At 65.1% G+C, this 7,534-nt stretch carries 8 protein-coding genes; all 8 read right to left on the bottom strand.

Going from position 1 to position 7,534, the window contains the following annotated elements:
- Window positions 1–78: 78 nt before the first annotated feature.
- The 8 genes from QMX78_RS18900 to fliE all read right to left on the bottom strand — a co-directional run bounded on the left by QMX78_RS18900 (window position 79) and on the right by fliE (window position 7,315).
- Window positions 79–549: a transposase gene (locus QMX78_RS18900; protein WP_282272460.1), complete on the bottom strand. Its 471-nt coding sequence runs from the start codon at window positions 547–549 to the stop codon at window positions 79–81.
- A gap of 211 nt (window positions 550–760) precedes the next feature.
- Window positions 761–1,834, bottom strand: a complete 1,074-nt coding sequence (locus tag QMX78_RS18895) for a flagellar hook-length control protein FliK (RefSeq protein WP_282272458.1) — start codon at window positions 1,832–1,834, stop codon at window positions 761–763.
- On the bottom strand, window positions 1,831–2,283 hold the full coding sequence (fliJ, locus tag QMX78_RS18890; protein WP_282272457.1) for a flagellar export protein FliJ: 453 nt from the start codon (window positions 2,281–2,283) through the stop codon (window positions 1,831–1,833). The genes QMX78_RS18895 and fliJ overlap by 4 nt, the downstream gene beginning before the upstream one ends.
- Window positions 2,280–3,671 carry a flagellar protein export ATPase FliI gene (gene fliI / locus QMX78_RS18885; protein WP_282272455.1) on the bottom strand — a complete coding sequence of 464 codons (1,392 nt, stop codon included), beginning with the start codon at window positions 3,669–3,671 and terminating at the stop codon, window positions 2,280–2,282. The genes fliJ and fliI overlap by 4 nt, the downstream gene beginning before the upstream one ends.
- Window positions 3,668–4,309 carry a FliH/SctL family protein gene (locus QMX78_RS18880; protein WP_282272452.1) on the bottom strand — a complete coding sequence of 214 codons (642 nt, stop codon included), beginning with the start codon at window positions 4,307–4,309 and terminating at the stop codon, window positions 3,668–3,670. The genes fliI and QMX78_RS18880 overlap by 4 nt, the downstream gene beginning before the upstream one ends.
- Window positions 4,306–5,292 (bottom strand): flagellar motor switch protein FliG, encoded by a 987-nt coding sequence (gene fliG, locus QMX78_RS18875; RefSeq protein WP_062171551.1) that lies wholly within the window; start codon window positions 5,290–5,292, stop codon window positions 4,306–4,308. Before fliG ends, QMX78_RS18880 begins: the two co-directional genes overlap by 4 nt.
- A 10-nt stretch (window positions 5,293–5,302) precedes the next feature.
- On the bottom strand, window positions 5,303–6,946 hold the full coding sequence (gene fliF, locus QMX78_RS18870; protein ID WP_282272450.1) for a flagellar basal-body MS-ring/collar protein FliF: 1,644 nt from the start codon (window positions 6,944–6,946) through the stop codon (window positions 5,303–5,305).
- Between the two features lie 12 nt (window positions 6,947–6,958).
- A complete protein-coding gene (gene fliE / locus QMX78_RS18865) occupies window positions 6,959–7,315 on the bottom strand; it encodes a flagellar hook-basal body complex protein FliE (RefSeq protein WP_282272448.1) in 357 nt (118 codons plus the stop codon).
- Window positions 7,316–7,534: the final 219 nt, after the last annotated feature.

The raw sequence follows: 7,534 nt of genomic DNA, 5'->3' as shown, positions 1-7,534 counted from the left end.
GCGGTGTAAACCGCGAAGCTGGCGATCTGTCGGATGGTCAGCTTCGCGGTTTACACCACTCCCACAAAAGCTGAGGGGTCATATCCATATCGCATTCCAATATGGGTAGAAGCGCGGCGAGCTCACTAACCCGGCTCTAACCGGGTTCATGATGATGTAGCGGGCGGTTGCCTTCAGATCCTGATCCTTGCGGACGGCCCGGTCGTGAAATCCAGGCGCCCAAACGGGGCGGCTGATCGATTCTGGCAAGCAGCGCGCCGTATTGGATTTTATGCTCCGCACCAATGAGCTGAGAGTGGTACAGGCACCCAGCTGTACCAGGCCATGCCAGTGATCTGGCATCAGTACCCAGGCCAATAGCTGTGCATCACGCCAAAGTAGGGGGTGATATAAGGCTTGAGCTATGCGCGAGGCTGGCTGGAAGTCCAGAAAAAGCGGCTGGCGAGCTAGCGTTGTGAAGGTGAGCAGGTATGCGTGGCCGGGTAGGGATATCCGGCCTGCGCGGAGGGTTTTGGATCCTGGCTTTGGGTTGATTGCTGGAAGCGCCATCAACGCAGGATGGCGCTGCGGCTTCCCAAGTGCTGTCAGCACAGTGATCGTTTGTAGATGGGCGGATGGATCATCAGCTTCGCGGTTTACACCGCTCCCACAAAAGTAGTCAGCCTTGTGGGAGCGGCGTCAGCCGCGAAGCAGCGAGCGTTTCAGATCATCAGCTCCGCGGCTTACGCCGCTCCTACAAGGAATCATGCTCTACGCGCTCTCAGGCATACGCATCCAGCAGGCCGCGCATACGCAGGTTGTGGCTGGAGGTTACGGGGAGGTCGTTGCCTTCCAGTTGGTTGCCGGATGCCAATCCGTTACCCGTTTCGCCCTTGTCGCCCTGCTGCCGCGACCCTGACTGCTGGCCCACGTCGGCGTGGCTCAGTTGCAGGCCTTGCTCGCCGAGCATTTCGCGCAGGCGCGGCAGGCTGCTTTCCAGGGCGTGGCGGACGTCGGCGTGGGCACTGCTGAAACTGGCGTGGACGCGGTCGCCGTCCAGCTGCAGTTTGACGTCGATCTCGCCCATGTTTTCCGGATTGATGCGGATGTGGGCGTGGCCGATTTTCTGCTCCGCCAGCCAACCGACGCGGGCGCCGATGGCTTCGTCGAAGTCGCCGGCATTCAGGTCCGGGGTTGGCGTGGGTGCGGTGATGCTGCTGGCCGGGGCGCTTGCGCGGACTTCCTGCAAGGCCTGGTTGTGTAACAGGGACGCAAACGTGGTGGGGGCAGGGGTGTCGGCATCGAGGTTCAGGGTGTTTGCATCGTCGCTCGCGATTGCGGCAGACGGCGGCAGGCTCAACTCCGTGGCGGCCTCGTCGGCGCTGATGGTGGCCGGCTTGGCTGCGGCAGCAGCCGGAACGGCTGGCAGGGCAGGGAGTGCCGCCGCTGGATAGGCTGGCGCGGCCTCATCCTGATTCGCGGCTGCCAGAGCCGCTGGCACCTGCGCTGCAGGTTCCGTTGGCTGGGCAACGATCGCAGACAGCCCAAACGGCGGCCAAGGCGCATCTTCCGCCGCGGTCGGTGGGTCGGGCTTGTCGTCGTTGTTGGTACTGCTTTCGGTGGCGGTGCTCTGTTCCGTAGTGGTTTCGCTGCCACCGTCTTCGCTGCGCGTTTCGCTGGCAGGCTTGGCATCAGTGCTTGCTTGCTTGCTGGCTGCAGGCTTCTGCGTGGCTGGCTTGCTGTTGAGCATTGCGTCGAAGCCGTTGTTGCTGGACTTGTCGGTGCTGTTGCTGCGCGCGCCGCTGTTGTCGATGCTGCCCGCAGCACCGCCGAGTGCGGGGGAAAGAACGTTCACTGGCTTTCTCCCTCATCCTCGGCATTCTTCAGGCGCACACGGCGGGCACCGATATCATCCATCTCGCGCTGGTCGCGACGATCGGCAACCTGTTTTTCCTGCGCGCGGTAGCTGGCCGCCAGCTGTTCCAGCACGGCCTTGTCGCGGCTGGCGAGCAGCAGGCGGGCACGTTCGGCATCAACGCGCTCCTGGTTGCTGTCCACGGTCTTGCTCTGCGCTTCCACCGCGTTGTCGAGGCGATCAAGGAAAGCGCGGCGGTTGAGCAACTGCGCGGCACTGGTGGTGGCCAGTTGCGCGTTGGCGTATTCCTCTGCGTACTGACGCAACTCGGAAAGGCGCGACTGATGCATGTCCAAGGCCTGTTGGCGTTCTGCCAGGGCTTTGGCGACTTCATCTTCGCGATCCTGCGCGTGGCGCAGCAGCGGGTCCAGGCGACGGCTAGGGCTCATGCGGGCGTCTCACTATCTACCAATTGGTGCAATGCGCTGAGGCTGTGACTCAGGTCGGCGGCGTTGTGCACGTCCTGGCCAAGGAATTGCATGATCTCCGGCCACCGATCCAATGCTTCGTCGGTAAGCGGGTCGTTGCCGCGCTGATAGGCGCCGATGGCGATCAGGTCGCGGTTGGCCGTGTAGGCCGATACCAGTTGCTTGAGCTTGCGGATGCGCGCGCGCCAGACATCGTCGGCGATGTCCTGGACCACGCGGCTGACCGAGGATTCGACATCGATGGCCGGGTACAGGCCGCTGTCGGCAACGCGTCGCGACAACAGGATGTGACCGTCGAGAATGGCGCGGGCCGCGTCGGCAATCGGGTCCTGCGGATCGTCGCCTTCGGTGAGCACGGTGTAGAAGGCGGTGATCGAGCCGCGGCCTTTTGCGCCATTGCCGGCGCGCTCGACCAGCGCCGGCAGTTTGGCGAATACCGACGGTGGGTAGCCGCGGGTGGTTGGCGGCTCGCCAACCGACAGGCCGATCTCGCGTTGCGCCTGGGCGAAGCGGGTCAGCGAATCCATCAGCAACAGCACGTTCAGGCCCTGGTCGCGGAACCACTCGGCAATCGCAGTGGCGCGGTAGGCGCCGTGCAGGCGCGCCAGCGGCGGTCGGTCGGCCGGGCTGGCGACGACCACCGCGCGGCGCAGGCCTTCCTCGCCCAACGTGGATTCGACGAAGTCACGTACTTCGCGACCACGTTCACCGATCAGGCCAACCACGATCACGTCAGCGGCGGTGAAGCGGGTCATCATGCCAAGCAGCGTCGATTTACCGACACCGGAACCCGCGAACAGACCGACACGCTGGCCGCGGCCAATCGGCAGCAGTGAGTTGATCGCGCGCACGCCGACATCCAGCGGCTGGGTGATCGGCTCGCGCGCCAGCGGGTTGATCGACACGCCGGCCATGCCGACCACGCCTTCAGCGCGGATCGGGCCCTTGCCGTCCAGCGGAATACCATCGGAATCGATGACGCGGCCGAGCAGGCCTTCGCCGACCTCGACGCCACCGCGACGGTAGGACGGCACAACGCGGGCATTGGGCAACAGGCCGTGCAGTTCGGCGCTGGGCATCAGATAGGTGCGGTCGCCGGAGAAACCGACGACTTCGGCATCGACCCAGCCGCCATCGATGATCTCCACCTTGCAGCTGGCACCCATCGGCGCTTCGCAGCCGACGGCTTCCAAGGTGAGGCCAACGGCGCGGCGAAGGATACCTTCGCGGACCAGGCCGTGACCGCCACCGGCATCAAGCGAGATGCCATCCAGGCGCGCGGCCAGGCGCAGGTTGCGTGCGGCAGCCCAGTCGGCGGGAGCGGGCGAGGGCGCGGAGGCAGAATTCATTGGCTGGCTCCTGCGCGGCGCAGCACGGTGGCCAGTGCAGCGCGCAGGCGTGCATCGAGGGTGCCATCGACGCGCACGGCCTCGGCGTGCACGCGCAGGTCGCCGCGGCTGAGGCTGTGGTCGGGCACCAGGCGCTGCCCGGCCGGCAAGGTCAGCAGATTGCTGATTGCAGCGATGTCATCCGGGTGCAGGCGCACCTCGACGTCGCGGTTGGTGCCGCTGACGGTATCCAGCGCCTCGTCGATCAAATCCTTGAGCAGCGATGGATCGGCCTCGTAGGCACGGCTGATCAAGGCGCCGGCAATACGTACCGACAGTTCGCCGAGTGCGCCGACCACTTCGTTCTCCAGTCGCACCAACGGGCGGCTGAAGTTGTCGAGGATGCCCTCGATCTGTGCGGTCAGGCGACGCACTTCGGCCTGGCCCTGCGCATAGCCTTCGGCGTGACCTTGCTGGAAGCCTTCTTCCTGTGCAGCATCGCGGATTGCCTGGATTTCCTCCAGGGTCGGCGGCTGCAAGGCGGGAGCTGCAGGCTCGGCAACGATGGTTTCCAGCGATGCGAGGTCGAACTCCTCCGCCACCGACGGGCTGGCAGGTGCGTTCAGATCCGGGGCGTGCCAGCGCACGGCATTGATCACAGCATGGCCTCCGCTGCGCCGCCGAGGGTGATGGTGCCTTCATCGCCCATGCGTTTGACGATGGCGAGGATTTCGCGCTGCGCGCCCTCCACATCCGACAAGCGCACCGGGCCACGCGCTTCCATGTCTTCGAGCAGGATCTCGGCTGCCCGCTGCGACATGTTGCGGGTGATCTTGTCGCGTACCTTGATGTCGGCGCCGCGCAGGGCCAGGCCCAGGCGTTCGCCGCTGACTTCGCGCAACACCAACTGCATTTCGCGATCGTCCAGGTCCACCAGGTCGTCGAACACGAACATCAGGTCCTGGATGCGGCTGCCCAGCGGCGAATCGATGCGGGCAATCTCGGTGAGGATGGCCTGGTCCTGGCCGCCGTCCATGAAGTTGAGGATGTTGGCCGCACACTGCACGCCGCCGATGTTCGAGGACTTCAGGTTCTGGTTGCCGGCGAACTGGCGCTCCATGATCTCGTTGAGTTCGTTCAGCGCGTTCGGTGGAATGCCGTCGAGGGTCGCAATGCGCAGCAGCACGTCGACGCGGGTGCGCTCGGGCAGCAGCTTCAGCGCTTCGGCGGCCTGGTCGGTTTCCAGGTGGGCCATGACAATGGCGATGATCTGCGGATGCTCGTTGCGCACCAGGTCAGCGACTGCACGTGGGTCCATCCACTTCAGCGCATCCAGGCCAGTGGTGTTGCGGCCGAGCAGGATGCGGTCGATCAGGTTGCTGGCTTTCTCATTGCCCAGTGCCTGCACCAGCATGTTGCGGATGTAGTCGTCCGAGCCGACGCTCAGCGAAGTCTTGTTGCCCAGTTCGGCGCCGAAATCATCCATCACCTGTTGCACCTGCTCGCGGGTGACGTCGCTGAGCGTGGCCATGGCGATACCGATCTTCTGCACTTCCTTCGGTTCCATGTGACGCAGCACTTCGGCCGCGTCGGTCTCGCCGAGCGACAGCAGCAGTACGGCGGCACGTTGCACGCCGGTCATCGGCATTGCATCAGTCATTTGACACCCATCCCTTCACTACCTGGGCAACCCGCTTGGAGTCGGTCTTCACTGCTTCGCGGGCCATGCGCAAGCGTTCTTCATAAGCGTCCACCGGCAGCGCCAGGGTGGGCGCGCCTTCCAGATGCAGGCGATCGGCAGCCAGCGCCGGCATTTCAGTGCCGTCGTCCAGAACCTGTACATCAGCGCGCAGTGGATCTTCCGCACCCGGCAACGCCTTCGGTGTGCCGGTGATCTGACGCAGTGCTGGACGCAGTACGCCGAACAGCAGGGCAAGGACCACGATGGCGCCAAGCACCAGGCGCAGTGCATCACGCACCTGCGGGTTCTCCCACCACTTGGGCGCCTCCACCGGGATGGATTCACGCACGAACGGTGCATTCATCACCGACACCGTGTCGCCGCGTTCGGCATTGAAGCCGACGGCCTGCTTGACCAGCGCTTCGACGCGGGTCAGTTCGGCGGCAGTGAGCGGCTGGTCGGTCTGCTTGCCGTTGGCACCGGCACGCGGCACATGGTCAACCAGAACCGCAACCGACACACGGTTGACCCGGCCCGGCGGCTGGCGGGTGTGCTGCAGGGTGCGATCCAGCTCGTAGTTGCGGGTGGCGTTCTTGGAGGTTTCGGTCGGCGTGGCAGCGGTAGCCGGCGGTGCTGCAGCGGCGCCCGGCGGGGTGTTGCTGGTCGCACCGGGAATGCCCTGCGGGCCGGCGGTGGCGCTGCTGTTCTCGCTGATCTGCTCGCTGCGTACCTTCTGCGGCTCACCGTTGAACAGCTCGCGGGCTTCCTCGGTGACCGAGAAATCCATGTCGACGCTGACTTCCGGATTGACCCGACCGGCACCGGTCATCGGCTCCAGCAGTTCGCGGATGCGCTGGTTGTAGGAACCTTCCAGACGCCGCACCTGGTCGAACTGCGCAGCATTGAGCGCGGCTTCGCTGTTGGGGTCGGCGATGGTGAGCATGCGGCCGCTCTGGTCGACCACGGTCACCCGCTCGGGTGCCAGATCAGGAATGCTGGAAGCGACCATGTGCACGATGGCATCCACCTGGTTGCGTTCCAGCTGCTGGCCACCGCGCAGTTCCAGCACCACCGAGGCACTGGCGACATCGCGCTGGCGGGTGAAGGCGCTGGGCTTGGGAATGGCCAGGTGCACGCGTGCATCGCGGACCGGGCGCAGGCTGCTGATGGTGCGGACCAGCTCGGTTTCCAGCGCGTGCTGGTAGCGAGCGGTTTCGACGAACTGGCTGACGCCGAAGCCGGGATCGCGCTCCATCATCTCAAAGCCGAGGCGGCCGCTCTCGGTCAGGCCGGAACCGGCCAGTTTCAGGCGTGCGTCGTGCACGTTCTTCTCCGGCACGCTGATGGCACCGGTGGTGGCGTCCAGCTCAAACGGAATCTGCGCCGAGCGCAGCAGGTCGGTGGCCTCGGCGGTCGCCTTCTGGTCCAGGCCGGTGTAGAGCGGCATCATCGGTGGCTTCTGCGCCCAGAAGAACACGAACAAACCGGCTGCCACGGCAACCGTGATCATCGCCATCAAGCCTAGGCGGCGGGTGATCTGCAGGCTCTGCAGACGGTCGAACCAGGCGCCAGCCCGTTCCGGATTCAGTGATTCTCTGGACAGCGCGAGTGCCATGCGTGCGGATCCTTACAGCGGCATGTTCATCACGTCCTGGTAAGCCTGGACGAGACGGTTACGGACTTCCACGGTGGCGCGGAACGCCAGCGAGGACTGTTGGGAGGCGACCATGACCTTGGCCAGATCGGCATTGGCATCGCCACGCTCGAATGCGGCAGCCAACTGACCGGACTTCTGCTGGGCTTCGTTGACGCCCTGGATGGCGCCCTGCAAGGCCTGGCTGAACGAAGGCGCGGCAACGGCGTTGCCTTCGGCCAGCCCCTGGATCGCGTTGCTGCGTGGCACATCACCAATGGGTGCGGTTTGCGCCACCTGGTTCTGCAGCGTGCGGATCTGGGAGAGAACAGAGGTGATGGAGTGGGACATCGTGCGGGGTTCCGGGCAACGTGTGGGGGAGCTGATGGGACAGTTGCAAGTTGCATGCCGGAACCGTGAAGGCCTTGATGTTCGTGAATGCGCCGGGTTTCCGTCGCCATCGCGATACCGGCGGCGACGGTTTGCTGAAGGTCGTGGGGCAGAAACGAAGACGGGCCCCCGCGGACCCGCCGGCCGGGTTGGCGGGGGGCCGCCCGGGGGGGGGGGGCG

This window comes from Stenotrophomonas sp. PS02298, assembly GCF_029959445.1.
Taxonomy (GTDB): domain Bacteria; phylum Pseudomonadota; class Gammaproteobacteria; order Xanthomonadales; family Xanthomonadaceae; genus Stenotrophomonas.
The sequence above is the reverse complement of the archived record's forward strand: the minus strand, read 5'-3'. Positions and strand labels throughout refer to the sequence as shown.

Bases quoted from the DNA above. Each gene is read 5' to 3' on its own strand.
- QMX78_RS18900 (WP_282272460.1), bottom strand. From the start codon at position 549: ATGGCGCTTCCAGCAATCAACCCAAAGCCAGGATCCAAAACCCTCCGC.
- fliJ (WP_282272457.1), bottom strand. From the start codon at position 2,283: ATGAGCCCTAGCCGTCGCCTGGACCCGCTGCTGCGCCACGCGCAGGAT.
- fliI (WP_282272455.1), bottom strand. From the start codon at position 3,671: ATGAATTCTGCCTCCGCGCCCTCGCCCGCTCCCGCCGACTGGGCTGCC.
- fliG (WP_062171551.1), bottom strand. From the start codon at position 5,292: ATGACCGGCGTGCAACGTGCCGCCGTACTGCTGCTGTCGCTCGGCGAG.
- fliF (WP_282272450.1), bottom strand. From the start codon at position 6,946: ATGGCACTCGCGCTGTCCAGAGAATCACTGAATCCGGAACGGGCTGGC.
- fliE (WP_282272448.1), bottom strand. From the start codon at position 7,315: ATGTCCCACTCCATCACCTCTGTTCTCTCCCAGATCCGCACGCTGCAG.